The sequence below is a fragment of the Polynucleobacter sp. 31A-FELB genome, assembly GCF_018882405.1.
Classification (GTDB): domain Bacteria; phylum Pseudomonadota; class Gammaproteobacteria; order Burkholderiales; family Burkholderiaceae; genus Polynucleobacter.
The window spans coordinates 60345-85758 of the sequence record NZ_JACVOO010000003.1 but is presented as its reverse complement, the minus strand read 5'-3'; the positions used below and the strand labels follow the sequence as shown (position 1 = coordinate 85758).

Below are 25414 nucleotides of genomic sequence, written 5' to 3'. Positions count from 1 at the left end.
TTCTGATACGACTGCAGAATGCAAGTTTGGTCGGACACTGGATCTTTCGATTTAGTGTTGTCCGCCAGTGATTGGTAGTGGCCAATCGCCAAATCTTTGTACAGTCGCTGAATTCGGAGATGAAATGAACTACAGCTTCACCGAACGCAAGCGAGTCCGTAAAAGCTTTGCTAAGCGAGTAAATAATCATCAGGTTCCATACCTGATCGCAACGCAGCTGGAATCCTACGCTAAATTTTTACAGGCTGAAAAGCCAGCAATGTCTCGTCTTACAGAGGGACTTCAAGCTGCCTTTACATCAGCATTCCCAATTGTGTCCAACAATGGCTACGCACGTATGGAATACGTGTCATACCAGTTGTCACAGCCACCGTTTGACGTTAAAGAATGTCAACAGCGTGGTTACACATACCACTCAGCCTTACGTGCAAAAGTTCGCTTGATTATTTATGATCGCGAAGCGCCTACTAAGGTTAAAGAGGTAAAAGAGAGCGAAGTCTACATGGGTGAAATTCCACTCATGACTGATAACGGCTCTTTTGTGATCAACGGTACTGAGCGCGTGATCGTTTCTCAGTTGCACCGTTCCCCAGGCGTGTTCTTTGAACACGATAAGGGCAAGACACACAGCTCAGGTAAGTTGCTGTTCTCAGCACGCATCATTCCTTACCGTGGTTCATGGCTCGATTTCGAGTTTGATCCAAAAGATATTCTCTATTTCCGCGTTGACCGTCGTCGCAAGATGCCTGTCACCATTTTGCTCAAAGCAATTGGTTTAAACAACGAACAGATCCTTGCAAACTTCTTTAACTTTGATCATTTCTCATTGAGCGCAAATGGCGCCTCTATGGAATTTGTGCCAGAGCGTTTGCGTGGTCAGTTAGCTAGTTTTGATGTGCTTGATAAGAATGGCGTTGTTGTCATTCAAAAAGACAAGCGTATCAATGCAAAACATATTCGTGAACTCGAAGCCGCTAAGACTAAAAACATCGTTGTTCCAGATGACTATTTAGTTGGTCGCGTAGTTGCACGCAACATCATTGATCCAGACTCTGGTGAAATCTTGGCGTACGCTAATGATGAAATCACTGAGGAGTTGTTGGCTACATTGCGCGATGCAGGCATCAAGCAATTGGAAACCATTTACACCAATGATTTAGATTCTGGTGCGTTCATTTCACAGACATTGCGTACTGATGAAACTGCCGATCAAATGGCTGCTCGTATTGCCATCTATCGCATGATGCGTCCTGGTGAGCCTCCAACAGAAGATGCTGTTGAAGCTTTGTTCCAGCGCTTGTTCTACAACGAAGATAGCTACGATTTATCCCGCGTTGGTCGTATGAAAGTAAATAGCCGTCTCGGTCGTTCAGAGATGGAAGGCAAAATGGTTTTGTCGGATGAAGATATCCTCGACACCATTAAGTCACTCGTTGACTTGCGTAACGGCAAAGGCGAAGTCGATGACATCGATCACTTAGGTAATCGTCGTGTACGTTGCGTAGGTGAGTTGGCAGAGAATCAATTCCGTGCAGGTTTATCACGTGTTGAGCGTGCGGTTAAAGAACGTCTCGGCCAAGCCGAAACAGAAAACCTCATGCCGCATGATTTGATTAACAGCAAGCCAATCTCTTCAGCGATTCGTGAATTCTTCGGTTCTTCACAGTTGTCCCAGTTTATGGACCAAACAAACCCATTGTCAGAGATCACGCACAAGCGTCGTATTTCTGCATTGGGACCTGGTGGTTTGACACGTGAGCGCGCAGGTTTCGAAGTGCGTGACGTGCATCCAACCCACTACGGTCGTGTTTGCCCAATTGAAACTCCAGAAGGACCAAACATTGGTCTGATCAACTCACTCGCGTTATTTGCGCGCTTGAATGAACATGGTTTCTTAGAAACGCCATATCGTAAAGTTGCTAATAGCAAAGTGAGCGATGAAGTAATTTATCTCTCCGCTATTGAAGAGGCAAAGTACATCATTGCTCAGGCTAACGCAACAATCGACAAAACTGGTAAGTTGGCCGACGAATTGGTTTCAGCGCGTCAAGCTGGCGAAACCATCATGGTAAGCCCAGAGCGCATTGATTTCATCGACGTTGCTCCAAGTCAAATTGTTTCTGCTGCCGCGTCGCTCGTTCCGTTCTTGGAGCACGATGATGCGAACCGTGCGTTGATGGGTGCGAATATGTCACGTCAAGCGGTTCCTTGCTTGCGTCCTGATAAGCCATTGGTTGGAACTGGTTTAGAGCGTATTGTTGCGGTTGACTCCGGTACGGTTATTTTGGCTTCCCGTGGCGGTATTGTTGATTACGTTGATGCAAATCGTATCGTGATTCGTGTGAACGATGATGAGACTGCGGCTGGTGAAGTTGGTGTGGATATTTATAACCTCATCAAGTACACCCGTTCAAATCAAAATACCAATATCAACCAACGTCCAATCGTTCAGGCTGGTGATCGCGTAGTGCGTGGCGACGTAGTTGCTGATGGTGCTTCTACCGATTTAGGTGAATTGGCTTTGGGTCAAAACATGACCGTGGCATTTATGCCATGGAACGGTTACAACTTCGAAGATTCAATCTTGATCTCCGAGAAGGTGGTTGCCGAAGACCGTTACACCTCTATTCATATTGAGGAGTTGTCGGTTGTTGCGCGTGATACCAAGTTGGGCTCAGAAGAAATTACACGCGATATTTCCAACTTGGCTGAGTCACAACTCTCCCGTTTGGATGAGAGCGGTATTGTTTACATCGGTGCTGAAGTAGAAGCTGGCGACGTTTTAGTCGGTAAGGTAACTCCAAAGGGCGAGACCACTCTCACTCCAGAAGAGAAATTGCTACGTGCGATCTTCGGTGAAAAAGCATCTGACGTTAAAGATACTTCTTTGCGCGTTCCATCTGGAATGATCGGTACCGTTATTGACGTTCAAGTCTTCACCCGTGAAGGCATTGAGCGCGATGCACGCGCACAAGCCATTATTCAAGAAGAATTACAACGTTATCGTTTGGACTTAAACGACCAGCTGCGTATTGTTGAAGGCGATGCCTTCATGCGTTTAGAAAAACTGTTGATTGGCAAGGTTGCCAATGGTGGTCCTCAGAAATTAGCTAAAGGCACTAAGATCGACAAGGAATACCTTGCCAGCTTAGATAAATATCATTGGTTCGATGTTCGTCCAGCGGATGATGAAGTTGCTACACAAGTTGAGGCAATCAAATCGTCTATCGAAGCGAAGCGTAAGCAGTTTGATGAGGCCTTCGAAGAGAAGCGCACCAAGCTTACCCAAGGCGATGATTTGCAGGCTGGCGTAACGAAGATGGTTAAGGTCTACCTAGCTGTGAAGCGTCGCTTGCAGCCTGGTGACAAGATGGCCGGTCGTCACGGTAACAAGGGTGTGGTTTCTAAAATCGCCCCAGCAGAAGACATGCCATTTATGGCTGACGGACGCCCCGTTGATATCGTCTTGAACCCATTGGGCGTTCCTTCCCGTATGAACGTAGGTCAGATCTTGGAAACCCATTTAGGTTGGGCGGCTCAAGGTATTGGTAAGCGCATTGATGAGATGGTTCGTCAACAAGCTAAACAAGCTGAACTCCGTAAGTTCATGAAGCAGCTTTACAACGAAACCGGTCGTATCGAAGATATCGATAACTTCACTGATGAGCAGATCACAGTTTTGGCTGAGAATTTACGCCAAGGATTGCCATTCGCTACTCCAGTGTTTGACGGTGCAACCGAAGCTGAAATCGGACGCATGCTCGAGTTGGCATATCCAGAAGAAGTTGCTGCTTCTTTGAAGATGACGCCTTCACGTCAGCAAATGATTTTGTGCGACGGCCGTACTGGCGATCAGTTTGAGCGTCCTGTAACTGTTGGTGTAATGCACGTCTTGAAACTCCACCATTTGGTCGACGACAAGATGCACGCACGTTCAACCGGACCTTACTCGTTAGTAACGCAACAGCCACTGGGCGGTAAAGCTCAGTTTGGTGGTCAGCGCTTTGGTGAGATGGAAGTTTGGGCCCTCGAAGCATACGGTGCGTCATATGTCTTGCAGGAAATGCTGACAGTGAAGTCCGATGACGTCGCAGGCCGTACCAAGGTTTACGAAAACATCGTCAAGGGCGAGCACACAATTGATGCTGGCATGCCCGAATCCTTCAACGTGTTGGTAAAAGAAATCCGCTCGTTGGGTATTGACATTGACATGGAGCGCAACTGATATGAAAGCATTGCTCGATTTATTTAAGCAAACGCAGGGTGATGAGCAGTTTGATGTCATCAAGATTGGTCTTGCATCCCCTGAGAAAATTCGCTCATGGTCTTTTGGTGAAGTACGCAAACCAGAAACTATCAACTACCGGACTTTTAAGCCCGAGCGTGATGGTTTGTTCTGCGCCAAGATTTTTGGACCAACCAAAGACTACGAGTGCTTATGCGGTAAGTACAAGCGTTTAAAGTTCCGTGGCGTTATCTGTGAGAAGTGTGGCGTTGAAGTTACGCTTGCTAAGGTACGTCGTGAGCGCATGGGCCACATTGAGTTGGCAGCCCCTGTAGCGCACATCTGGTTCTTGAAGTCATTGCCGTCCCGTTTGGGTATGGTTCTCGATATGACATTGCGTGATATCGAGCGCGTTCTTTACTTTGAAGCATATGTAGTTGTAGATCCTGGCATGACTCCTGAAGGCGCAATGAAGCGCGGTCAGATCATGTCTGAAGACGAGTACATTGCCAAGACTGAAGAGTATGGTGACGGTGCGTTTACTGCCATCATGGGCGCTGAAGGTATTCGTGATCTCTTGCGTTCGATTGATATCGATCGCGAAGTTGAGACTATTCGTGCTGACTTGAAAGCTACTGGTAGCGATGCCAAGATCAAGAAATACGCTAAGCGCTTAAAAGTGCTCGAAGCGTTCCAGACTTCAGGCATTAAGCCTGACTGGATGATCATGGAAGTATTGCCAGTATTGCCACCTGAATTGCGCCCATTGGTGCCGTTGGATGGCGGTCGCTTTGCTACCTCTGATTTGAACGACCTCTATCGTCGCGTGATTAACCGTAACAACCGTCTCAAGCGTTTGTTAGAGTTGCGCGCACCAGAGATCATCGTTCGCAACGAAAAACGTATGTTGCAAGAAGCGGTTGATTCATTGCTCGACAACGGTCGTCGCGGTAAGGCCATGACTGGCGCTAACAAGCGTCCTCTCAAGTCCTTGGCTGAGATGATTAAAGGTAAGAGCGGTCGTTTCCGTCAAAACTTGTTGGGTAAACGTGTTGACTACTCTGGTCGTTCAGTCATCGTGGTTGGCCCGACGTTGAAATTACATCAGTGCGGCTTGCCAAAATTGATGGCTTTGGAATTGTTCAAGCCATTTATTTTCAACAAGCTCGAGACTTTGGGAATTGCAACCACTATTAAGGCTGCGAAGAAAGAAGTTGAAAGTCAGACTCCAATCGTTTGGGACATTCTCGAAGAAGTGATTCGTGAACATCCAATCATGTTGAACCGTGCGCCTACATTGCACCGTCTTGGTATTCAGGCTTTCGAGCCAATGCTGATTGAAGGTAAAGCAATCCAATTGCACCCATTAGTCTGCGCGGCATTTAACGCCGACTTTGACGGTGACCAAATGGCGGTTCACGTTCCTTTGTCGCTCGAAGCGCAAATGGAAGCACGTACATTGATGTTGGCTTCGAACAACGTATTGTTCCCAGCTAACGGCGAACCATCTATCGTTCCTTCACAGGACGTGGTGTTGGGTCTGTACTACGCTACTCGTGACAAGATTAACGGTAAAGGCGAAGGCATGGTCTTCGCTAATATCGCTGAAGTAATTCGTGCACACGAAGCTGGCCAGGTTGAATTGGCCTCACGCGTTGCGGTGCGTATTACTGAGTTTGAGATCGTGGACAAGAAAGCAGAGGGCGACGCCCGTTTTGCTGAAAAGACTAAGATCTATCAAACTTCAGTTGGCCGTGCAATCTTGTCAGAAATCTTGCCTAAGGGCATGACTTTTGAGGAAATCAATAAGCCTCTGAAGAAAAAAGAAATCTCACGTCTGATTAACACTTCATTCCGTAAGTGCGGCCTCCGTGAAACAGTTATTTTTGCTGACCGACTCTTGCAGTCTGGTTTCCGCTTGGCAACAAATGCTGGTATCTCGGTTGCAATCGACGATATGCTGATTCCAACCTCTAAAGAGCGCATCATCACTGAAGCAACCAACAAGGTTAAAGAGTATGACAAGCAGTTCATGTCAGGCCTCGTAACCAATCAAGAGCGTTATAACAACGTGGTTGATATTTGGGGTGCAGCTGGCGACCAAGTTGGTAAAGCGATGATGGATGAGTTGTCACACGTTGACGTACTCGACCGCAACAGTAAAACTGTGCGTCAAGAATCCTTTAACTCTATCTACATGATGGCGGATTCTGGTGCGCGTGGATCTGCAGCGCAGATTCGTCAGTTGGCCGGTATGCGTGGTTTGATGGCGAAGCCTGATGGCTCCATCATTGAAACCCCAATTACAGCGAACTTCCGTGAAGGTTTGAACGTGTTGCAGTACTTCATCTCAACACACGGTGCTCGTAAAGGTTTGGCCGATACAGCATTGAAGACAGCGAACTCAGGTTACTTGACACGTCGTTTGTGCGACGTAACTCAAGACCTCGTTGTAATCGAAGATGATTGCGGCGCAACTTCCGGCGTAACAATGAAAGCCCTCGTAGAGGGTGGCGAAATTATCGAAGCATTGCGCGATCGTATTTTGGGTCGTGTATGTATCGGTGACATCGTTCATCCAGATACACAAGAGGTGATCGTTCCTAACGACACATTGCTCGATGAAGATCACGTTGATCAAATCGTTGCCTTGGGTATCGACGAGGTTAAAGTTCGTACAGTGTTGTCATGCTTAACTCGCTTTGGCTTGTGCGCGAAGTGCTACGGACGTGATTTAGGTCGCGGTGGTTTGGTCAACGTTGGTGAGGCGGTTGGTGTTATCGCTGCTCAGTCCATTGGTGAGCCAGGCACACAGTTGACTATGCGTACCTTCCACATTGGTGGCGCGGCATCACGTGCATTGGTTGCAAGCAACATCGAAGCGAAGTCTAACGGTGCTTTGAAGTTCTCCGGCACGATGCGTGTTGTGAAGAATGCCAAGGGCGAGCAGATCGTGATTTCACGTTCTGGCGAAGTCTTGATCGTTGATGATAACGGCCGTGAGCGTGAGCGTCATAAAGTGCCATACGGTGCGACTCTCTTGGTGAAAGAAGACGCAGCAGTGAAGTCTGGCGCAAGCTTGGCAACTTGGGATCCGTTAACACGTCCAATCATTTCTGAGTACGCTGGTATTGCTCGCTTCGACAACGTTGAAGAAGGCGTTACTGTAGCTAAGCAGGTTGACGAAGTAACCGGCCTCTCCACTTTGGTGGTGATTGACGGTAAGCGTCGTAGTGCTGCTAGCAAAGGCGTTCGTCCAATGATCAACTTAGTTGATGACAAGGGCGGCGAAGTGATGATTGCGGGTACAGATCACCCAGTAAACATCGGTTTGCAAGTTGGCGCTTTGATCACCGTTAAAGATGGTCAAAAAGTTGAAGTTGGTGAAGTATTGGCACGTATTCCAATCGAATCACAGAAGACTCGCGACATTACCGGTGGTTTGCCACGCGTTGCTGAATTGTTCGAAGCACGTTCACCAAAAGATGCTGCTGTATTAGCTAAAGTAACTGGAACTGTTTCCTTCGGTAAAGAAACCAAAGGCAAGCAACGTTTAGTTATTACTGATATGGATGGCGAAGCTAATGAATTCTTGATTCCTAAAGAGAAACAAGTTCTCGTTCATGACGGCCAAGTTGTGAATAAGGGCGAGATGATTGTGGAAGGCCCTGCCGATCCGCATGACATCTTGACACTCAGAGGTATTGAAGAGTTGGCGATCTACATCGTGGACGAAGTTCAAGACGTTTACCGTTTGCAAGGCGTGAAGATTAATGACAAGCACATTGAAGTAATCGTGCGTCAAATGTTGCGTCGTGTGCAAATTACTGATGGTGGCGATACTGCCTACATCACTGGTGAGCAAGTTGAGCGTTCTAAGTTATATGACGCAAACGATGCTGTGATTGCACAAGGTAAGCGCCCAGCTCAGTTCGAGAATGTGTTGCTTGGTATTACTAAGGCATCCTTGTCGACAGACAGCTTCATTTCAGCGGCTTCTTTCCAAGAAACCACCCGTGTATTGACCGAAGCTGCAATTATGGGCAAGACCGATACACTCCGTGGCCTCAAGGAAAACGTCATTATTGGTCGCTTGATCCCTGCTGGTACCGGCTTGTCTTACCGCCGTGCACGCAAGGTCAGAGAGCAATTCGAGCGTGATCGCGCTCAAATGATTGCCGCCGAAGAGGATGCAATGGCTGATATGCCTGTAGAAATAGAGGCTGAAGTGATTGCTCCTGCTGGGGAGGCTGATCCAAGCTAATTTGGTATTCCTGGCCAGAAATGGCCAGTTTTTTCCCTCGAGGTTGACGGAAAGGGCTGGCCAGGCTAGAATGCTGAGTTCTACTGATTCAGAAGAGGGTCGTTTTGACCTAGGATTTCTCTAAGTCATTGATTTTCTTGAAGAAAGCAACAAAGAAGTACTAACCGAGCTATTTTATGCCAACAATTAATCAATTATTACGTAAGCCAAGAACACGGCTGACCGTTAAAAGCAAGAGCCCTGCGCTGCAAAACAGCCCGCAGCGCCGTGGTGTATGTACACGTGTGTACACAACCACTCCTAAGAAGCCTAACTCTGCGCTACGTAAAGTAGCTAAAGTTCGCTTAACTAATGGTTTTGAAGTCATTTCATACATTGGTGGTGAAGGCCATAACCTCCAGGAACACTCAGTAGTATTGATCCGCGGTGGTCGTGTAAAGGATTTACCAGGTGTTCGTTACCACATCGTTCGTGGCTCACTTGACTTGCAAGGTGTTAAAGACCGTAAGCAGTCACGTTCCAAGTACGGTGCTAAGCGCGCTAAGAAAGCTGCTTAATAGCAACTTAAAGTATTTGCAGTAAGTCTTCGTTTGTCAGACTTTAAAGACAAGTAAGTGGCCGTTCCGTCTAGAGATTTCTTTGGATAGTAGGACGGCCGGAGCGGGTGATCCATGTGGGCCACCCCTAACTGAACTGAAGGAGTAGTTATGCCACGTCGTCGTGAAGTTCCCAAACGGGAAATCTTGCCTGATCCAAAATTCGGCAATGTAGAAGTAGCAAAATTCATGAACGTCCTCATGTTGGACGGCAAGAAATCGGTTGCAGAGCGTATCGTTTACGGTGCCTTTGATCACATCGAGAAAAAAGCAAATAAAGAACCACTCGAAGTTTTCTCAACAGCTATGGGCAACGTTAAGCCAATGGTTGAGGTGAAGAGCCGTCGTGTTGGTGGCGCTAACTACCAGGTTCCTGTTGAAGTTCGCCCATCACGCCGTTCTGCTTTGGCAATGCGCTGGGTGCGCGAAGCCGCTAAAAAGCGCGGTGAAAAATCTATGGCTCAACGTTTGGCCAACGAATTATTAGAAGCTGCAGAAGGTCGCGGCGGAGCAATGAAGAAGCGTGAAGAAGTTCACCGTATGGCAGAAGCTAACAAAGCTTTCTCACATTTCCGCTTCTAATCGCACAGTAAAGAAAAGGTACCAACAGTGGCACGTAAAACCCCTATCGACAAATACCGCAATATCGGTATTTCTGCGCATATTGACGCAGGTAAGACAACAACAACAGAACGCGTTTTGTTCTACACCGGTGTTAATCACAAAATTGGTGAAGTACATGATGGCGCTGCAACCATGGACTGGATGGAGCAAGAGCAAGAGCGTGGTATCACGATTACTTCTGCTGCTACTACAACGTTCTGGAAGGGTATGGCTGGTAATTTCCCAGAGCACCGTATCAACATTATTGATACCCCAGGACACGTAGACTTCACTATTGAAGTTGAGCGTTCAATGCGCGTTTTGGATGGCGCTTGCATGGTTTACTGTGCAGTCGGTGGTGTACAGCCACAATCTGAAACTGTTTGGCGTCAAGCTAACAAGTACCAAGTTCCACGTTTAGCATTCGTAAACAAGATGGACCGTACTGGTGCTAACTTCTTCAAGGTCTACGACCAAATGAAGATGCGTCTTAAAGCAAATCCTATCTTGATCCAGATTCCAATCGGCGCTGAAGAAAACTTCAAAGGTGTTGTGGACTTGGTGAAGATGAAGGCCATCTATTGGGATGAGGCTTCACAAGGCACTAAATTTACATACGAAGATATCCCTGCTGAATTGCAAGCTTCTGCTGAAGAGTGGCGCGAGAAAATGCTCGAAGCTGCTGCAGAGAGTTCAGAAGAGTTGATGGAAAAGTATCTCGGCGGCGAAGGCTTGACCGAGGAAGAAATCAAGGCAGCATTGCGTCAACGTACTATCGCTAATGAAATCGTTCCAATGCTGTGCGGAACAGCTTTCAAAAACAAAGGCGTTCAGGCGATGTTGGATGCGGTTGTTGAATTGTTGCCTTCACCATTAGACGTTCCACCAGTTCCATGTGAATTGGAAGATGGCACACCGACAACACGTGAAGCTTCTGATAGTGCAAAGTTCTCAGCGTTGGCATTTAAGATCATGACTGACCCATTCGTTGGCCAGCTCATCTTCTTCCGTGTTTACTCAGGTGTAATGAAATCTGGCGACACAATCTACAACCCAATCAAGGGCAAAAAAGAGCGTGTTGGTCGTTTGTTGCAAATGCATGCAAACGAACGTGAAGAAATCAAAGAAGTATTCGCTGGCGATATCGCAGCTGCAGTTGGTCTAAAAGACGCAACGACAGGCGAAACATTGTGTGATCCAGATAGCATTGTTATTTTGGAGCGCATGGTATTCCCAGAGCCAGTGATCTCTCAAGCTGTAGAGCCAAAGACAAAAGCTGACCAAGAAAAAATGGGTCTTGCTTTGAATCGCTTGGCACAAGAAGATCCTTCTTTCCGCGTAAAGACAGACGAAGAATCTGGCCAAACTATTATTTCTGGAATGGGCGAGCTCCATTTGGAAATTTTGGTTGATCGTATGCGTCGTGAGTTTGGTGTTGAGGCAACTGTTGGTAAGCCACAAGTTGCTTATCGCGAAACAATTCGCAAGGTTTGCGAAGAGATTGAAGGTAAATTCGTTAAGCAGTCTGGTGGTCGTGGTCAGTATGGTCACGTGGTATTGAAGTTAGAGCCACAAGCCCCAGGTAAAGGTTTTGAATTCGTTGATGCTATTAAAGGCGGTGTTGTTCCACGTGAATACATTCCTGCGGTAGAAAAAGGAATTATCGAAACATTGAACTCCGGTATTTTGGCTGGCTATCCAGTCGTAGATATCAAAGCAACATTGTTCTTCGGTTCATACCATGACGTTGACTCCAACGAAAACGCATTTAAGATGGCGGGCTCGATGGCATTCAAAGACGGTATGCGCAAAGCATCACCAGTATTGCTTGAGCCAATGATGGCTGTTGAAGTTGAAACACCAGAAGATTTCATGGGTAACGTAATGGGTGACCTCTCATCACGTCGCGGTATTTTGCAAGGTATGGATGACATTCCAGGGGGCGGTAAGATCGTTCGCGCTGAAGTGCCATTGGCAGAGATGTTTGGGTACTCAACTGGCTTGCGCTCGTTGACCCAAGGTCGCGCTACCTACACCATGGAATTTAAGCATTATTCCGAAGCACCTAAGAACGTTGCTGAAGCAGTTATGGCTGCTAAAGCGAAGTAATTTATCCACATTATTTTGAATATTGACTAGCTAAGAAGGCAGACAAAAAAATGGCAAAAGAAAAGTTTGAGCGGACAAAACCGCACGTAAACGTTGGCACAATCGGTCACGTTGACCATGGTAAAACCACATTGACAGCAGCTATTGCAACTGTGCTTTCAAAAGCATTCGGTGGCGAAGCTAAAGCATACGATCAGATCGATGCTGCTCCAGAAGAAAAAGCACGCGGTATTACTATTAATACAGCACACGTTGAGTACGAGACTGCTAATCGTCACTACGCTCACGTTGATTGCCCAGGACATGCTGACTACGTTAAGAACATGATTACTGGTGCTGCTCAGATGGACGGCGCTATTTTGGTTTGCTCAGCAGCTGACGGCCCAATGCCACAAACTCGTGAGCACATCCTCTTGGCACGCCAAGTTGGTGTTCCATACATCATCGTATTTTTGAACAAGTGCGACATGGTTGATGACGCTGAGTTGTTAGAACTCGTAGAAATGGAAGTTCGTGAGCTTCTATCTAAGTACGACTTCCCAGGCGATGACACACCAATCGTTCAAGGTTCTGCTAAGTTAGCTCTTGAAGGCGACGAAGGCCCATTGGGTAAAGAAGCCATCATGAAGTTGGCCGAAGCACTTGACTCCTACATCCCAACTCCAGAGCGTGCTGTTGACGGTGCGTTCTTGATGCCAGTAGAGGACGTGTTCTCTATCTCCGGTCGCGGTACTGTTGTTACAGGCCGTATCGAGCGCGGTATCGTTAAAGTTGGTGAAGAGATTGAAATCATTGGTATCAAGCCAACACTCAAGACAACTTGTACTGGTGTTGAAATGTTCCGCAAATTGCTCGACCAAGGTCAAGCAGGCGATAACGTTGGTATCTTGTTACGCGGTACAAAACGTGAAGAAGTTGAGCGCGGCCAAGTATTGGCTAAGCCAGGTTCAATCACCCCACATACTCACTTTACAGCCGAGGTTTACATCTTGGGTAAAGATGAAGGTGGTCGTCATACTCCATTCTTTAACAACTATCGTCCACAGTTTTACTTCCGTACAACGGACGTAACTGGTTCAATCGAGTTGCCAAAAGACAAAGAAATGGTTATGCCTGGTGATAACGTCACGATTACCGTAAAACTCATCGCTCCTATCGCGATGGAAGAAGGTTTACGTTTTGCGATCCGTGAAGGTGGCCGTACTGTTGGCGCCGGCGTGGTTGCAAAGATTTTGGCTTAATAGCAGTAAATTATTTAGCGGTTTGCTAACCGGTGACATCAGTGCTGCTGATGTCACCGAGCTCTTTAGAAATATAACGCGGCAGCACCGCAACGCTCTTTGGAATTAATATGCAAAACCAAAAAATTCGTATTCGTCTTAAAGCATTTGATTACCGTTTGATCGACCAGTCTGCAGCTGAAATCGTTGATACAGCTAAGCGTACTGGTGCAGTTGTTAAGGGTCCAGTACCCTTGCCAACACGTATCGAGCGCTTTGACATTCTGCGTTCACCACACGTTAACAAGACATCACGTGACCAGTTAGAGATTCGTACCCATCTGCGTTTGATGGATATCGTTGATCCTACAGAGAAAACAGTAGATGCCTTGATGAAATTAGACCTCCCAGCAGGTGTGGACGTCGAAATTAAGTTGCAGTAATTCAGTATTTCCAGTCTTAGCGCTTGCCAAGACTGACCTTTCGGGATAGAATCTAAGGCTTCGCTCAATTATTTGGGCGGATTTTAAGGTTTTATCAGCATTAAAAACGTTGTAAGTTATTGATTTAGAAGTACTTTTACTTGTAAATCACTTAAATTAATTTTGCCGACCAATCGAAGTCGGCGTGGAGCATGAATATGAGCTTAGGCTTAATCGGTCGCAAGATCGGCATGACCCGTCTATTTACGGACGAAGGGGAAGCAATTCCTGTCACCGTAATTGACGTGAGCGACAACAGAATCGCTCAAATCAAGACCCAGGCAACTGATGGCTATGATGCTATCCAGTTGGCACATGGCACACGTAGAGCTACTCGCGTTACCAAAGCAATGGCAGGTCACTTCGCTAAAGCGGGTGTGATGGCTGGTAACGGTCTCAACGAATTTCATTTAGATGCAGCAAAAATCGCAGAAATGACACCAGGACAAGTAATTCCTGCTGACACTGCATTTGCTGCTGGCCAAAAAGTGGACGTACAAGGTGTAACGATTGGTAAAGGCTATGCCGGTACTATCAAGCGCCATCACTTCGCTTCAGGTCGCGCGTCACACGGTAACTCACGTTCACATAACGTGCCAGGTTCTATCGGTATGGCGCAAGATCCAGGTCGTGTTTTCCCAGGTAAGCGCATGACAGGCCACCTTGGTGACGAAACACGCACTGTACAAAATTTAGTCATCGCACGCATTGATGCAGAACGTAATCTCATCATGGTTAAAGGCGCTATTCCAGGTGCCCCAGGCGGTAAAGTTATTGTTACTCCAGCGGTGAAGACACCGTTGAAGAAGAAATAAGGAGAGCGAATATGGAACTTAAGCTTCTCCAAGATAACGGAACTTTGGGCGCAGGCGTTCAAGCCTCACCAGAAGTATTCGAGCGCGAATATAACGAAGCATTGGTACACCAAGTTGTTGTGGCTTACCAAGCAAATGCACGTAGCGGTAACCGTGCACAAAAAGACCGTGAGCAAGTTAAGCACACAACCAAAAAACCTTGGCGTCAAAAAGGTACTGGTCGTGCACGTGCTGGTATGAGCTCTTCCCCGCTGTGGCGTGGAGGTGGTCGTATATTCCCGAATTCACCTGAAGAAAATTTCAGCCAAAAAGTAAACAAGAAAATGTACCGCGCTGGTATGAGATCAATTTTGTCTCAGTTAGCACGCGAAGGTCGTTTGAATGTTGTTGACCAATTTAATCTTGATGCTCCAAAGACTAAAGTTTTAGCTGACAAAGTTAAAGCAATGGGCTTGGATTCAGTCTTGATCATCGTTGATCAGGTTAGCGAGAATTTGTACTTGGCATCACGCAACTTGCATAAGGTTGCTGTATGTGAGCCACAGCACGCTGATCCATTAGCTTTAGTTCAATACAAAAAAGTATTGGTAAGCAAAGCAGCGATCGCAAAAATTGAGGAGTTGCTGAAATGAGCCAAGTCCGTAAAAACGATCACAGCTTGATGAAGGTTCTGCTTGGACCGGTTATCTCTGAAAAAGCAACTATGGTTGCAGAGAAAAACGAACAAGTAGTATTCCAAGTTACACGTGATGCTAATAAGAGCGATGTGAAACAAGCGGTTGAGTTGCTCTTCAAAGTGCAAGTTGACTCTGTTCAAATCGTGAATCAAAAAGGTAAGCCAAAGCGCTATGGCCGTTTTGAAGGTCGTCGTGACCACACTAAGAAGGCCTACGTTAGCTTGAAGCCAGGTCAAGAAATTAACTTTGAAGCGGAGGCGAATTAATCATGCCTTTGATGAAGACAAAACCGACCTCACCAGGTCGTCGCTCAATGGTCAAGGTGGTCAATCCTGACCTCCATAAAGGTAAACCTTTTGCACCATTGCTCGAGCCACAGTTTCAAAAAGCGGGCCGTAACAACAACGGTCACATCACTACCCGTCATAAAGGTGGTGGTCATAAGCATCACTATCGTGTTGTTGATTTCAAACGCAACGACAAAGATGGTATTCCAGCAAAAGTTGAACGCTTGGAATACGATCCAAACCGCAGTGCAAATATTGCATTGATCGTGTTTGCTGATGGTGAGCGTCGCTATATTCTTGCTGCAAAAGGCATGACTGTTGGTCAGGCGTTGATGAGTGGCTCTGAAGCCCCAATCAAGTCTGGTAACAACTTGCCAATTCGCAACATTCCAGTTGGTAGCACGATTCACTGTGTAGAAATGTTGCCAGGCAAAGGTGCTCAAATCGCACGTTCTGCTGGCGGCTCTGCAGTGTTATTGGCTCGTGAAGGTGTATACGCTCAGGTGCGCTTGCGCTCTGGTGAAGTACGTCGTATTTTGATCGATTGCCGTGCCACTATTGGTGAAGTTGGTAATGAAGAGCATAGCTTGCGCGTTATCGGTAAAGCTGGTGCAAATCGCTGGCGTGGTATTCGCCCAACCGTTCGCGGTGTGGCAATGAACCCAGTAGATCACCCACACGGTGGTGGTGAAGGTAGAACTGGCGAAGGCCGTGTACCTGTCTCCCCATGGGGCACACCAACCAAAGGTTATCGTACACGTCGCAATAAGCGTACAACTTCGATGATCGTTCAACGTCGTCAAAAACGTTAAGCGATAAGGATAAATAGATATGACACGTTCAGCTAAAAAAGGCCCATTTTGCGACGCCAGCTTAGTAAAAAAAGTTGAAGTTGCACAAGCCAACAAAGACAAAAAGCCGATCAAAACTTGGTCACGCCGTTCAACAATCCTCCCAGACTTTATTGGTCTGACGATTGCTGTACATAACGGTCGTCAACACGTTCCGGTATATGTATCAGAAAACATGGTGGGTCATAAGTTAGGCGAATTTGCCTTGACCCGTACTTTCAAAGGTCACGCTGCTGACAAGAAAGTAACGAAGAAGTAAGGGGATGATGATGGAAGTTAAAGCTATTCACAAGGGCGCCCGCATTTCTGCGCAAAAGACACGTTTGGTCGCTGACCAAATCCGTGGTTTGCCAATTGCTCGCGCTATGAACATTTTGAATTTCAGCCCCAAGAAAGCTGCCTTCATTGTGAAGAAAGTTGTTGAGTCCGCAATGGCCAACGCTGAACACAATAAGGGTGCTGATATTGATGAGCTCAAGGTTTCAACAATTATTGTTGATAAGGGTACTTCCTTGAAGCGCTTCACAGCACGTGCTAAGGGTCGCGGTAATCAAATCGAAAAACAAACATGTCACATCACCGTGACCTTGAGTAACTAAGGGAAGATATGGGACAAAAGATAAACCCAACCGGATTCCGACTCTCGGTAACGAAGAACTGGACATCAAAGTGGTATGCAAACAATACTGATTTTGCGAAGATGCTCAAAGAGGACGTAGATGTCCGCATCTATCTCAAGAAGAAGTTGAAGAATGCATCAGTAAGTAAAGTGATTATTGAGCGTCCTGCAAAGAACGCACGCATCACAATTTACAGCTCACGCCCAGGTGTTGTGATCGGTAAAAAAGGTGAAGATATTGAAGTTCTCCGTCGTGAACTCCAGAAGCGTATGGGCGTTCCAGTCCATGTGAATATCGAAGAAATTCGTAAGCCTGAAGTTGATGCTCAATTGATCGCTGACTCTATTACTCAACAGTTAGAGAAGCGCATCATGTTCCGTCGTGCAATGAAGCGTGCAATGCAAAATGCAATGCGCCTTGGTGCACAAGGAATCAAGATCATGTCTTCTGGTCGTTTGAACGGTGCGGAAATTGCTCGTCGCGAATGGTACCGTGAAGGTCGTGTTCCACTTCATACATTGAAGGCTGATATTGATTACGCAACTTCAGAAGCGGAAACAACATACGGCATCATCGGTGTAAAAGTTTGGGTATACAAGGGCGATACATTAGGTCGCGGTGCTGATGCTGTAGCAGTAACAGCAGAGCCAGCAGCTGAAGAGAAAAAGCCACGTCGCGCACCAGCTAAAACAACCGCACGCAAACCAGCAGCTGACAGCAAGCCATTAGTTGCTGCTAAGCCAGCAGTAAAGCGTGCACCGAAAGCCGTTGAAGCCGCAAGTGCTGAAGCGCAGAAGTCAGGAGAGTAAGCATGCTACAACCAAAGCGTCGTAAGTATCGCAAGGAACAAAAGGGACGTAACACTGGCGTGGCAACACGCGGTAGTTCAGTAGCCTTTGGTGACTTTGGATTGAAAGCTATTGGCCGTGGTCGTTTGACTGCACGTCAGATTGAATCTGCACGTCGCGCAATGACACGTCACATTAAGCGTGGTGGTCGTATCTGGATTCGTATTTTCCCAGACAAGCCAATTTCACAAAAGCCAGCTGAAGTACGTATGGGTAACGGTAAAGGTAATCCAGAGTACTACGTAGCAGAAATTCAACCAGGCAAGATTTTGTACGAGATGGATGGTGTGGATGAAGGTTTGGCGCGCGAGGCTTTCAAGCTTGCTGCTGCTAAATTGCCATTGCAAACCACTTTCGTGATTCGCCACTTAGGTTGATCGGGATAGAGATTATGAAAAAGACAGAATTAGCATCCAAAGATCTGGTTGCCTTGAATGCAGAATTAACAGAGCTCTTGAAGACTAGCTTCAAGCTCCGTATGCAAAAGGGTACTCAGCAACTCACAAATACCAGCCAATTGGGTAAAACTAAGCGTGAAATTGCTCGCGTGAAGACTTTTATTACTCAAAAAACTGCACAGAAATAAGGAAAAAGGGATATGACAGAATTATCTAAACCCTTGCGCCGCACCCTTGTGGGTCGTGTCGTTAGCGACAAAATGCAAAAAACTGTGACTGTGCTAGTTGAGCGCCAAGTAAAACATGCGCTTTATGGCAAATATGTTGGACAGTCCAAAAAATACCATGCTCATGACGAAGCTGGCCAATACAAGATGGGTGATACCGTTGAAATTGCTGAATCTAAGCCAATTTCACGCACTAAATCTTGGGTTGTAACCCGTTTAGTTCAGGAATCCAAAGGTATCTAAAGAAATATTAGGGATTTTGGCGAACTTTCTTGCCAAATCCCTGTTTTGCGTAGTATGATAGAAGGCTTCTCTGGTTTTATTGGGAGAAGCAGTGTTTTTTCATTAATTCCGGGTTTTAACTTTCGTTAAAGCCCATAGACGGAACCAAGACTGTTTGCCTTTGGCTAACAAGTTGGGGATTAAAAAATGATTCAGACCGAAAGTAGATTACAGGTCGCCGATAACACAGGCGCCAGTGAAGTTTTGTGCATCAAGGTATTGGGCGGCTCTAAGCGTCGTTACGCCAGTATCGGTGATGTCATTAAAGTGACTGTAAAGTCCGCTGCTCCACGTGGCCGTGTAAAAAAAGGTGACATTTATAACGCCGTAGTAGTGAGAACTGCTAAGGGTGTACGCCGTCCAGACGGCTCATTGATTAAGTTCGATGGAAACGCTGCGGTATTGCTCAACGCTAAGTTAGAGCCAATCGGCACACGTATCTTTGGACCAGTTACGCGCGAATTGCGTACTGAGAAGTTCATGAAGATCGTTTCTCTCGCCCCCGAAGTTATTTAAGAGGCTGATATGAAAAAGATTCGTAAAGGTGATTCAGTAGTTCTGTTGACTGGCCGCGATAAGGGCAAGCAAGGAACAGTTACAGCCGTTCTCGAGAACAAATTAGTAATCGAAGGCGTAAATATTTACAAAAAGAGCGTTAAGCCAAATCCAGCAGCCGGTGTTACTGGCGGCATGATTGACAAGACGATGCCTGTTCACATTTCTAATGTGGCTGTGGTTGACGGTAACGGCAAACCATCACGTGTTGGTATCAAACTCGTGGACGGTAAAAAGCAACGTTTCCTCAAAACCACTGGCGCAACTTTAAGCGCATAAGGGGCACGGAGAAATTATGAGCACACGTTTTCAAGAACACTATCAAGCTAAAGTTGTTGCTGATTTGATCGCCAAGTTTGGTTACAAGTCAGTAATGGAAGTTCCACGTATCACTAAGGTAACCCTAAACATGGGCCTCGGCGATGCAGTGAACGACAAGAAAATTATCGAAAATGCAGTTGGTGATTTGACTAAAGTAGCAGGTCAAAAGCCAGTTGTGACAAAAGCGAAAAAAGCGATTGCTGGTTTCAAAATTCGTCAAGGCTACCCAATCGGCGCCATGGTGACATTGCGTGGTGCACGCATGTACGAATTTTTAGATCGTTTCGTGACTGTTGCTTTGCCACGTGTACGTGACTTCCGCGGAATTTCCGGTAAGGCATTTGACGGCCGCGGTAACTACAACATCGGCGTTAAAGAGCAAATCATTTTCCCTGAAATCGAATACGACAAAATTGATGCCCTCCGTGGTCTCAATATCAGTATTACGACGACCGCTAAGACTGACGAAGAAGCAAAAGCTTTGTTAGCAGCGTTCAAATTCCCTTTCCGCAATTAAGAGGCTAACGTGGCAAAACTATCCCTAATTGAGCGCGAGAATAAGCGCGCTAAAACTGTAGAGAAGTACGCTGTAAAGCGTGCTGAACTCAAGGCAATCATTGCTGATCAATCACGCAGCGATGAAGAGCGCTATGAAGCTCGCTTGAAGCTACAGGCACTTCCACGTAACGCAAGCCCGATTCGTCAAAGAAATCGTTGTTCATTAACCGGTCGTCCACGCGGTGTATTCAGCAAGTTTGGTTTAGCGCGTAGCAAGATTCGTGAAATCGCCTTTCGTGGCGAAATCCCCGGTTTAACCAAGGCCAGCTGGTAAGCGGCGAAAGAATTAGGAGAACTCATGAGTATCAGCGATCCAATCGCCGACATGTTGACAAGGATCCGCAATGCGCAAGCAGTGCAGAAACCCGTAGTCTTGATGCCGTCGTCAAAAGTTAAAGTAGCTATTGCAAAAGTCTTGCAGGATGAAGGTTATATCGATAGTTTTGAAATCAAAGGTGAAGCAGCTAAGCCAGTGCTACACATTGAACTCAAATACTATGCAGGCCGCCCTGTTATTGAGCGTATTGACCGTGTTTCTACACCAAGTCTACGTATCTACAAAGGCCGCCACGACATTCCTGAAGTGATGAATGGCTTGGGCATTGCAATTATTTCAACCCCACAAGGCGTAATGACAGACCGCAAAGCCCGTGCAAACGGCGTTGGTGGCGAAGTTATTTGCTACGTCGCGTAAGGAGAGAAATATGTCCCGCGTTGGTAAATCACCTATTCCAGTCCCTAAGGGCGCTGAAATCAGCATTAACGGTGCAAACATTACTGTTAAGGGCCCATTGGGAACTTTGACACATAACTTGCATCCTTCTGTTGGTTTGAAACAAGAAGATGGCGTATTGACAGTTGTTTTAAATAACGACACACCAGAAGCTGGTGCACAGTCTGGTACAGCCCGCGCTTTAGTAAACAACATGGTTGTTGGCGTAACTACTGGCTTTGAGCGCAAACTCAGCTTGGTAGGCGTTGGTTACCGTGCTGCTGCTCAAGGCGAAACATTGAAGTTGCAGTTAGGTTTCTCACACGACATTATTTACAACCTGCCAAAGGGTGTAAAAGCTGAGACTCCAACTCAAACTGAAATCATTATTAAAGGTTCCAATAAGCAGCAAGTTGGCCAGGTTGCCGCTGAAGTTCGCGCATACCGTTCACCAGAGCCATACAAAGGCAAGGGCGTTCGCTACGTGGATGAGGTTGTACACCTGAAAGAAACTAAGAAGAAGTAAGCGAGATTAAAAAATGAATAAAGACGAATCCAGACAAAGACGCGCTAGGCAGACTCGTATTCGCATTGCTGAAGCATTGGCAAATCGCTTAACAGTTATCCGTAGCAACTCACACATTTCTGCACAGGTATACAGCCCATGTGGAACCAAAGTTGTAGCAGCTGCTTCAACAATGGAAAAAGATTTGCGCCAAGCAATCAAAAACGGCGGCAACGCTGATGCGGCAAAACAAATCGGCAAAATAGTTGCTGAGCGTGCTGTTAAAGCAGGCGTTGTTGATGTTGCTTTTGATCGTTCCGGTCATCGTTACCACGGCCGTATTAAGGCCTTAGCTGAAGCTGCGCGTGAAGCCGGCCTGAAGTTCTAATAGGGTTTAGGAAAAAACATGGCAAAAATGCAAAACAAGATGCAAAACGAAGAGCGTGATGACGGTCTTCGCGAGAAGATGATTGCTGTTAATCGTGTAACTAAAGTGGTTAAGGGTGGTCGTATTCTCGGCTTCGCTGCACTCACTGTAGTTGGCGATGGCGATGGTCGTATCGGCATGGGCAAAGGCAAATCAAAAGAAGTTCCAGTTGCTGTTCAAAAGGCAATGGACGAAGCACGTCGCAAGATGATCAAAGTTTCCTTACGTAAAGGTACTTTGCAACACACTGTGATTGGTAAGCATGGCGCGTCACGCGTGATGATTTCTCCAGCCAAAGACGGTACTGGCGTTATCGCTGGTGGCCCAATGCGCGCAATCTTCGATGTAATGGGTGTAACTAACGTTGTTGCTAAGTCACTTGGCTCAACAAACCCTTACAACATGGTTCGTGCAACGATTGATGGCTTGAGCAAGATGAGCACTCCTTCTGAAATTGCTGCTAAGCGCGGTAAGTCAGTTGAAGAGATTCTCGGCTAAGACCAAAAGATTAGGAATCTATAAATGACAACATCTAACTCCAAAGTCAAACTGCAATTAGTACGCAGCTTGATCGGCACACGCGAAAGCCACCGTGCAACTGTTCGTGGTTTAGGCCTCGGACGTATCAATTCTGTTTCAGAATTGGAAGACACTCCAGCAGTTCGCGGAATGATTAATAAAGTTTCTTATCTAGTTAAAGTCATTGGCTAATAACTAGCAAGTAAATAGGCGAAGAATATGCAACTCAATACACTCAAACCCGCAGAGGGATCCAAGAAAAATCGTCGTCGCGTAGGTCGCGGCATCGGTTCAGGTCTTGGTAAAACTGCAGGCCGCGGTCACAAAGGTCAAAAATCACGTTCCGGCGGATTCCACAAGGTTGGATTCGAGGGCGGTCAGATGCCTATGTATCGTCGTTTGCCAAAACGCGGTTTCGTGTCTTTGACACGTCGTCACGTTGGTCAAATCACTTTGAATGACTTAGCAAAAATCAACTTGCCAGAAGTGGACTTGTTGGTTTTGAGAGCTCATGGTTTTGCTGGTGAGCAAATCAATGCAGTCAAAGTAATTAAGACTGGTGAACTGTCAATTGCTGTAACCCTCAAAGGTATTACAGCAACTGCAGGTGCGAAAGCGGCTATTGAAGCAGCTGGCGGCAAATTGGTTGACTTGGTTTAATTAGTTTTTAGTAAACGATGGCACTCGCTCCTACCAACACAGCAAATATTGCTCAATCAGGAAACAAGTTTGGCGAATTACGCCAACGCTTGATATTCCTGGTTTTGGCATTGCTCGTGTTCCGTTTGGGCGCACATATTCCTGTTCCAGGTATTGATCCTGACCAATTGGCTCAATTGTTCTCCGGTCAAAAAGATGGCATCTTGGGTATGTTCAACCTGTTCTCAGGTGGTGCTTTATCACGCTTTACAGTTTTTGCTTTAGGAATCATGCCGTACATCTCTGCGTCGATCATCATGCAGCTAATGACGATTGTTGTTCCTTCTTTGGAGTCTTTGAAAAAAGAAGGCCAAGCAGGACAGCGCAAGATTACTCAATACACTCGTTATGGCACCGTGTTCTTGGCGACATTCCAGGCATTGGGCATCTCAGTTGCGTTGCAAGCTCAACCAGGTTTGGTTATTAATCCTGGTTTGATGTTTGAACTCAATACTGTAGTTACTTTAGTTACTGGCACGATGTTCCTGATGTGGCTCGGAGAGCAGATCACTGAGCGCGGTCTTGGCAACGGTATCTCTATTATTATTTTCGGCGGCATTGTTTCTGGCTTGCCAACTGCAATCGGTAGCTTGCTTGAATTAGTGCGCACCGGTTCCATGAATATCCTATCCGCATTACTCATCGTAGTGATTTGTATTGCGGTAACTTATTTTGTTGTATTTGTAGAGCGTGGTCAGCGCCGTATTTTGGTGAACTACGCTAAGCGTCAAGTTGGCAACAAGGTATACGGCGGCCAGTCTTCATACTTCCCATTGAAGTTGAACATGGCTGGTGTTATCCCTCCAATTTTTGCTTCATCTATCATTTTGTTCCCTGCAACGATTGCTGGCTGGTTTACATCAGGTGAGCCAACCAATATGTTCAGCAAAATTATTAAAGACTTGGCAGCAACATTAGCTCCAGGCCAACCTGTCTACACAATTTTGTATGCAGCTGCGATTATTTTCTTCTGTTTCTTCTACACAGCTTTGGTTTTCAACAGCCGTGAAACAGCAGATAACTTGAAGAAGAGCGGTGCCTTTGTCCCAGGTATTCGTCCTGGTGATCAGACTGGTCGTTATATCGACAAGATCTTGGTTCGTTTGACATTGGCTGGTGCAATTTATATGGTTTTGGTTTGCTTGTTGCCAGAATTCTTAGTGTTGAAGTACAACGTGCCATTCTATTTTGGCGGTACTTCATTGTTGATTATTGTCGTTGTTGCAATGGATTTCATGGCTCAAGTTCAGTCATTCGTAATGCAACAACAATATGGTTCTTTGATGAAAAAAGCTAACTTTAAGATGGGCGCTTAACTGAATGTCTAAAGACGATGTAATTCAGATGGCGGGAGAAATTATTGAGAATTTGCCGAACGCAATGTTTCGCGTGAAGCTAGAGAACGGACATGTGGTTCTAGGGCACATTTCTGGAAAGATGAGGATGCATTACATCCGCATTTTGCCAGGAGATAAGGTGACGGTGGAGATGACTCCTTACGACCTGACGCGCGCAAGAATCATTTTCCGAGCGAAGTAAAGATTAAGTAGTACATATTTTTTTAGAGGTGAGTTATGAAAGTTTTGGCATCCGTTAAGTGTATTTGCAGAAATTGCAAGATCATTAAGCGCAAACGCGTTGTGCGTGTGATCTGTTCTTCAGACGCACGTCATAAGCAGCGTCAAGGCTGATCTGGTTAATTAAGAGGAAATCTCATGGCACGTATCGCTGGGGTAAATATCCCAAATCATCAACATACTGTTATCGGTTTAACAGCAATTTTTGGCATCGGCACAACACGTGCTCGCAAAATTTGTGAAACCACAGGTGTTGCTATCGACAAAAAAGTTAAAGATCTTACTGACGGTGACTTGGAAAAGTTGCGTGATGAAGTAGGTAAGTTCATCACTGAAGGTGACCTTCGTCGTGAAGTAACGATGAGCATCAAGCGTTTGATGGACTTAGGCTGCTATCGTGGCGTTCGTCATCGTAAGGGCTTGCCTGTACGTGGTCAACGTACTAAGACTAACGCGCGTACCCGCAAGGGCCCACGTAAGTCTGGCGTGCAACTCAAGAAATAATCAAGAAAGTTTATTGACATGGCAAAACAACAATCCGCTTCTGCAGCTTCACAGCGCGCACGCAAGAAGGTTAAAAAGAACGTTGCTGACGGTATTGCACACGTTCATGCTTCTTTTAATAACACCATTATTACGATCACTGATCGCCAAGGTAATGCGCTTTCATGGGCAACATCTGGTGGCCAGGGCTTCAAGGGCTCACGTAAATCAACACCTTTTGCTGCTCAGGTAGCTGCTGAAGTTGCTGGTAAGACAGCCATTGAATGCGGTATCAAGAATTTGGAAGTTCAGATCAAGGGCCCAGGCCCAGGTCGTGAATCAGCAGTTCGTGCATTGAACTCATTGGGCATCAAGATCACTGAGATTCAAGACGTAACTCCAGTTCCACATAATGGTTGCCGTCCTCCTAAGCGTCGTCGTATCTAAGCTTGGAAGTTGGCAGTACAACAGTTTTAGTAGTTTTTTATTAAAGCCCACTGTTCGCCTGATTTAAAAGGCGAACTCACCGCCGGTCGTAAGACTGCGGCAAAGAA

Annotated in this window: 32 protein-coding genes; all 32 read left to right on the top strand. The window is 46.3% G+C overall.

Annotated elements, in window-relative coordinates; all coding sequences use genetic code 11:
* Window positions 1-124: 124 nt before the first annotated feature.
* The gene (gene rpoB, locus ICN30_RS03185) at window positions 125-4225 is read left to right on the top strand and encodes a DNA-directed RNA polymerase subunit beta (RefSeq protein ID WP_216273176.1); all 4101 of its coding nucleotides are present in this window, start codon (window positions 125-127) and stop codon (window positions 4223-4225) included.
* Window position 4226: 1 nt separating this feature from the next.
* Complete coding sequence (rpoC, locus tag ICN30_RS03180) at window positions 4227-8489, top strand: DNA-directed RNA polymerase subunit beta' (protein WP_216229551.1); 4263 nt, start codon at window positions 4227-4229, stop codon at window positions 8487-8489.
* Between the two features lie 176 nt (window positions 8490-8665).
* The gene (gene rpsL / locus ICN30_RS03175) at window positions 8666-9046 is read left to right on the top strand and encodes a 30S ribosomal protein S12 (protein ID WP_041484791.1); all 381 of its coding nucleotides are present in this window, start codon (window positions 8666-8668) and stop codon (window positions 9044-9046) included.
* Between the two features lie 150 nt (window positions 9047-9196).
* On the top strand, window positions 9197-9667 hold the full coding sequence (rpsG, locus tag ICN30_RS03170; RefSeq protein WP_015420229.1) for a 30S ribosomal protein S7: 471 nt from the start codon (window positions 9197-9199) through the stop codon (window positions 9665-9667).
* A 27-nt stretch (window positions 9668-9694) separates the two neighbouring features.
* Window positions 9695-11797 (top strand): elongation factor G, encoded by a 2103-nt coding sequence (fusA, locus tag ICN30_RS03165; RefSeq protein ID WP_216273175.1) that lies wholly within the window; start codon window positions 9695-9697, stop codon window positions 11795-11797.
* A gap of 50 nt (window positions 11798-11847) precedes the next feature.
* On the top strand, window positions 11848-13038 hold the full coding sequence (tuf, locus tag ICN30_RS03160; protein ID WP_215302340.1) for an elongation factor Tu: 1191 nt from the start codon (window positions 11848-11850) through the stop codon (window positions 13036-13038).
* 110 nt (window positions 13039-13148) lie between these two features.
* Window positions 13149-13460, top strand: coding sequence for a 30S ribosomal protein S10 (gene rpsJ, locus ICN30_RS03155; RefSeq protein ID WP_011901899.1), 312 nt, complete (start codon window positions 13149-13151; stop codon window positions 13458-13460).
* A 197-nt stretch (window positions 13461-13657) separates the two neighbouring features.
* Window positions 13658-14314, top strand: a complete 657-nt coding sequence (gene rplC / locus ICN30_RS03150) for a 50S ribosomal protein L3 (protein WP_046329376.1) — start codon at window positions 13658-13660, stop codon at window positions 14312-14314.
* An 11-nt stretch (window positions 14315-14325) separates the two neighbouring features.
* Entirely contained in the window at window positions 14326-14946 is a 621-nt protein-coding gene (gene rplD, locus ICN30_RS03145; protein ID WP_015420233.1) for a 50S ribosomal protein L4, read from the top strand.
* Window positions 14943-15257, top strand: coding sequence for a 50S ribosomal protein L23 (rplW, locus tag ICN30_RS03140; RefSeq protein WP_076024545.1), 315 nt, complete (start codon window positions 14943-14945; stop codon window positions 15255-15257). Before rplD ends, rplW begins: the two co-directional genes overlap by 4 nt.
* Before the next feature lie 2 nt (window positions 15258-15259).
* A complete protein-coding gene (gene rplB / locus ICN30_RS03135) occupies window positions 15260-16090 on the top strand; it encodes a 50S ribosomal protein L2 (protein ID WP_216178758.1) in 831 nt (276 codons plus the stop codon).
* A 19-nt stretch (window positions 16091-16109) separates the two neighbouring features.
* Window positions 16110-16388 carry a 30S ribosomal protein S19 gene (gene rpsS / locus ICN30_RS03130; RefSeq protein ID WP_011901904.1) on the top strand — a complete coding sequence of 93 codons (279 nt, stop codon included), beginning with the start codon at window positions 16110-16112 and terminating at the stop codon, window positions 16386-16388.
* 7 nt (window positions 16389-16395) lie between these two features.
* Window positions 16396-16728: a 50S ribosomal protein L22 gene (gene rplV / locus ICN30_RS03125; RefSeq protein ID WP_215300499.1), complete on the top strand. Its 333-nt coding sequence runs from the start codon at window positions 16396-16398 to the stop codon at window positions 16726-16728.
* A gap of 8 nt (window positions 16729-16736) precedes the next feature.
* A complete protein-coding gene (gene rpsC, locus ICN30_RS03120) occupies window positions 16737-17558 on the top strand; it encodes a 30S ribosomal protein S3 (protein ID WP_216273174.1) in 822 nt (273 codons plus the stop codon).
* Window positions 17559-17560: 2 nt separating this feature from the next.
* Window positions 17561-17974: a 50S ribosomal protein L16 gene (rplP, locus tag ICN30_RS03115; protein WP_015420238.1), complete on the top strand. Its 414-nt coding sequence runs from the start codon at window positions 17561-17563 to the stop codon at window positions 17972-17974.
* Window positions 17975-17988: 14 nt separating this feature from the next.
* Window positions 17989-18183 (top strand): 50S ribosomal protein L29, encoded by a 195-nt coding sequence (gene rpmC / locus ICN30_RS03110; RefSeq protein ID WP_015420239.1) that lies wholly within the window; start codon window positions 17989-17991, stop codon window positions 18181-18183.
* Window positions 18184-18195: 12 nt separating this feature from the next.
* A complete protein-coding gene (rpsQ, locus tag ICN30_RS03105) occupies window positions 18196-18465 on the top strand; it encodes a 30S ribosomal protein S17 (protein ID WP_076024550.1) in 270 nt (89 codons plus the stop codon).
* Window positions 18466-18651: 186 nt separating this feature from the next.
* Window positions 18652-19020 carry a 50S ribosomal protein L14 gene (rplN, locus tag ICN30_RS03100; protein WP_015420241.1) on the top strand — a complete coding sequence of 123 codons (369 nt, stop codon included), beginning with the start codon at window positions 18652-18654 and terminating at the stop codon, window positions 19018-19020.
* Between the two features lie 9 nt (window positions 19021-19029).
* Entirely contained in the window at window positions 19030-19338 is a 309-nt protein-coding gene (rplX, locus tag ICN30_RS03095; RefSeq protein WP_011901911.1) for a 50S ribosomal protein L24, read from the top strand.
* 16 nt (window positions 19339-19354) lie between these two features.
* On the top strand, window positions 19355-19897 hold the full coding sequence (gene rplE, locus ICN30_RS03090; RefSeq protein WP_046329383.1) for a 50S ribosomal protein L5: 543 nt from the start codon (window positions 19355-19357) through the stop codon (window positions 19895-19897).
* 9 nt (window positions 19898-19906) lie between these two features.
* The gene (gene rpsN, locus ICN30_RS03085; protein WP_015420244.1) at window positions 19907-20212 is read left to right on the top strand and encodes a 30S ribosomal protein S14; all 306 of its coding nucleotides are present in this window, start codon (window positions 19907-19909) and stop codon (window positions 20210-20212) included.
* Window positions 20213-20236: 24 nt separating this feature from the next.
* Window positions 20237-20632 carry a 30S ribosomal protein S8 gene (gene rpsH, locus ICN30_RS03080; RefSeq protein ID WP_015420245.1) on the top strand — a complete coding sequence of 132 codons (396 nt, stop codon included), beginning with the start codon at window positions 20237-20239 and terminating at the stop codon, window positions 20630-20632.
* 10 nt (window positions 20633-20642) lie between these two features.
* Window positions 20643-21176, top strand: a complete 534-nt coding sequence (gene rplF, locus ICN30_RS03075) for a 50S ribosomal protein L6 (protein WP_062307051.1) — start codon at window positions 20643-20645, stop codon at window positions 21174-21176.
* Window positions 21177-21189: 13 nt separating this feature from the next.
* Entirely contained in the window at window positions 21190-21543 is a 354-nt protein-coding gene (gene rplR, locus ICN30_RS03070; protein WP_216273173.1) for a 50S ribosomal protein L18, read from the top strand.
* Between the two features lie 18 nt (window positions 21544-21561).
* Entirely contained in the window at window positions 21562-22080 is a 519-nt protein-coding gene (gene rpsE / locus ICN30_RS03065; protein ID WP_100379470.1) for a 30S ribosomal protein S5, read from the top strand.
* Between the two features lie 24 nt (window positions 22081-22104).
* Window positions 22105-22293, top strand: a complete 189-nt coding sequence (gene rpmD, locus ICN30_RS03060; protein ID WP_015420249.1) for a 50S ribosomal protein L30 — start codon at window positions 22105-22107, stop codon at window positions 22291-22293.
* Between the two features lie 27 nt (window positions 22294-22320).
* Complete coding sequence (gene rplO / locus ICN30_RS03055) at window positions 22321-22761, top strand: 50S ribosomal protein L15 (RefSeq protein WP_015420250.1); 441 nt, start codon at window positions 22321-22323, stop codon at window positions 22759-22761.
* Between the two features lie 17 nt (window positions 22762-22778).
* Window positions 22779-24116, top strand: coding sequence for a preprotein translocase subunit SecY (secY, locus tag ICN30_RS03050; protein ID WP_216273172.1), 1338 nt, complete (start codon window positions 22779-22781; stop codon window positions 24114-24116).
* Between the two features lie 4 nt (window positions 24117-24120).
* Entirely contained in the window at window positions 24121-24339 is a 219-nt protein-coding gene (infA, locus tag ICN30_RS03045; protein WP_015420252.1) for a translation initiation factor IF-1, read from the top strand.
* Window positions 24340-24374: 35 nt separating this feature from the next.
* Complete coding sequence (gene rpmJ, locus ICN30_RS03040; RefSeq protein ID WP_012357167.1) at window positions 24375-24491, top strand: 50S ribosomal protein L36; 117 nt, start codon at window positions 24375-24377, stop codon at window positions 24489-24491.
* Between the two features lie 24 nt (window positions 24492-24515).
* Window positions 24516-24881 carry a 30S ribosomal protein S13 gene (rpsM, locus tag ICN30_RS03035; RefSeq protein WP_015420253.1) on the top strand — a complete coding sequence of 122 codons (366 nt, stop codon included), beginning with the start codon at window positions 24516-24518 and terminating at the stop codon, window positions 24879-24881.
* An 18-nt stretch (window positions 24882-24899) separates the two neighbouring features.
* Window positions 24900-25307, top strand: coding sequence for a 30S ribosomal protein S11 (gene rpsK / locus ICN30_RS03030; RefSeq protein ID WP_015420254.1), 408 nt, complete (start codon window positions 24900-24902; stop codon window positions 25305-25307).
* Window positions 25308-25414 lie beyond the last annotated feature (107 nt).

Coding starts and splice junctions, on each gene's coding strand:
- rpsK (WP_015420254.1), top strand. CDS start 24,900: ATGGCAAAACAACAATCCGCTTCTGCAGCTTCACAGCGCGCACGCAAG.
- rplF (WP_062307051.1), top strand. CDS start 20,643: ATGTCCCGCGTTGGTAAATCACCTATTCCAGTCCCTAAGGGCGCTGAA.
- rpmJ (WP_012357167.1), top strand. CDS start 24,375: ATGAAAGTTTTGGCATCCGTTAAGTGTATTTGCAGAAATTGCAAGATC.
- rpoC (WP_216229551.1), top strand. CDS start 4,227: ATGAAAGCATTGCTCGATTTATTTAAGCAAACGCAGGGTGATGAGCAG.
- rpsM (WP_015420253.1), top strand. CDS start 24,516: ATGGCACGTATCGCTGGGGTAAATATCCCAAATCATCAACATACTGTT.
- rplE (WP_046329383.1), top strand. CDS start 19,355: ATGAGCACACGTTTTCAAGAACACTATCAAGCTAAAGTTGTTGCTGAT.
- rpsH (WP_015420245.1), top strand. CDS start 20,237: ATGAGTATCAGCGATCCAATCGCCGACATGTTGACAAGGATCCGCAAT.
- rplV (WP_215300499.1), top strand. CDS start 16,396: ATGATGGAAGTTAAAGCTATTCACAAGGGCGCCCGCATTTCTGCGCAA.
- secY (WP_216273172.1), top strand. CDS start 22,779: ATGGCACTCGCTCCTACCAACACAGCAAATATTGCTCAATCAGGAAAC.
- rpsS (WP_011901904.1), top strand. CDS start 16,110: ATGACACGTTCAGCTAAAAAAGGCCCATTTTGCGACGCCAGCTTAGTA.
- rplR (WP_216273173.1), top strand. CDS start 21,190: ATGAATAAAGACGAATCCAGACAAAGACGCGCTAGGCAGACTCGTATT.
- rpsJ (WP_011901899.1), top strand. CDS start 13,149: ATGCAAAACCAAAAAATTCGTATTCGTCTTAAAGCATTTGATTACCGT.
- rplB (WP_216178758.1), top strand. CDS start 15,260: ATGCCTTTGATGAAGACAAAACCGACCTCACCAGGTCGTCGCTCAATG.
- rpmC (WP_015420239.1), top strand. CDS start 17,989: ATGAAAAAGACAGAATTAGCATCCAAAGATCTGGTTGCCTTGAATGCA.
- tuf (WP_215302340.1), top strand. CDS start 11,848: ATGGCAAAAGAAAAGTTTGAGCGGACAAAACCGCACGTAAACGTTGGC.
- rplN (WP_015420241.1), top strand. CDS start 18,652: ATGATTCAGACCGAAAGTAGATTACAGGTCGCCGATAACACAGGCGCC.
- rpsQ (WP_076024550.1), top strand. CDS start 18,196: ATGACAGAATTATCTAAACCCTTGCGCCGCACCCTTGTGGGTCGTGTC.
- rpsE (WP_100379470.1), top strand. CDS start 21,562: ATGGCAAAAATGCAAAACAAGATGCAAAACGAAGAGCGTGATGACGGT.
- rpsG (WP_015420229.1), top strand. CDS start 9,197: ATGCCACGTCGTCGTGAAGTTCCCAAACGGGAAATCTTGCCTGATCCA.
- rplC (WP_046329376.1), top strand. CDS start 13,658: ATGAGCTTAGGCTTAATCGGTCGCAAGATCGGCATGACCCGTCTATTT.
- rpsL (WP_041484791.1), top strand. CDS start 8,666: ATGCCAACAATTAATCAATTATTACGTAAGCCAAGAACACGGCTGACC.
- rpsC (WP_216273174.1), top strand. CDS start 16,737: ATGGGACAAAAGATAAACCCAACCGGATTCCGACTCTCGGTAACGAAG.
- rpoB (WP_216273176.1), top strand. CDS start 125: ATGAACTACAGCTTCACCGAACGCAAGCGAGTCCGTAAAAGCTTTGCT.
- infA (WP_015420252.1), top strand. CDS start 24,121: ATGTCTAAAGACGATGTAATTCAGATGGCGGGAGAAATTATTGAGAAT.
- rplP (WP_015420238.1), top strand. CDS start 17,561: ATGCTACAACCAAAGCGTCGTAAGTATCGCAAGGAACAAAAGGGACGT.
- rplX (WP_011901911.1), top strand. CDS start 19,030: ATGAAAAAGATTCGTAAAGGTGATTCAGTAGTTCTGTTGACTGGCCGC.
- rpmD (WP_015420249.1), top strand. CDS start 22,105: ATGACAACATCTAACTCCAAAGTCAAACTGCAATTAGTACGCAGCTTG.
- rplW (WP_076024545.1), top strand. CDS start 14,943: ATGAGCCAAGTCCGTAAAAACGATCACAGCTTGATGAAGGTTCTGCTT.
- rplO (WP_015420250.1), top strand. CDS start 22,321: ATGCAACTCAATACACTCAAACCCGCAGAGGGATCCAAGAAAAATCGT.
- rplD (WP_015420233.1), top strand. CDS start 14,326: ATGGAACTTAAGCTTCTCCAAGATAACGGAACTTTGGGCGCAGGCGTT.